General features: G+C 72.2%; 1 protein-coding gene. It reads left to right on the forward strand.

Annotation, left to right across the window (positions count from 1 at the left end; genetic code table 11):
- The coding region (locus tag IF89_RS44325; RefSeq protein WP_158718191.1) for a transposase at positions 1–241 on the forward strand (241 nt) is incomplete at both ends.

The following is a 241-nucleotide window of genomic DNA, read 5'->3' on the forward strand; positions in this document are numbered from 1 at the left end:
GGGGCGGCTTCACCACCAAGGTCCACCTTGCCGCTGACGGGCGGTGCCGGCCCCTCAGCTTGGTCCTGACACCTGGACACTACGGCGACGGCCCCCAGCGCGAGCGCGTTCTGGAACGGGTCTCGGTGCCGCGCAGCCGGGTCGGCCGGCCCCGCACACGGCCGGATCACGTCCTGGCAGACAAGGCCTACACCTCCCGCAAAAACCGTCGCCACCTGCGACGGCGCGGCATCCGGCACAC

It is taken from the genome of Streptomyces sp. NRRL F-2664 (assembly GCF_000719345.1).
Lineage (GTDB): Bacteria > Actinomycetota > Actinomycetes > Streptomycetales > Streptomycetaceae > Streptomyces.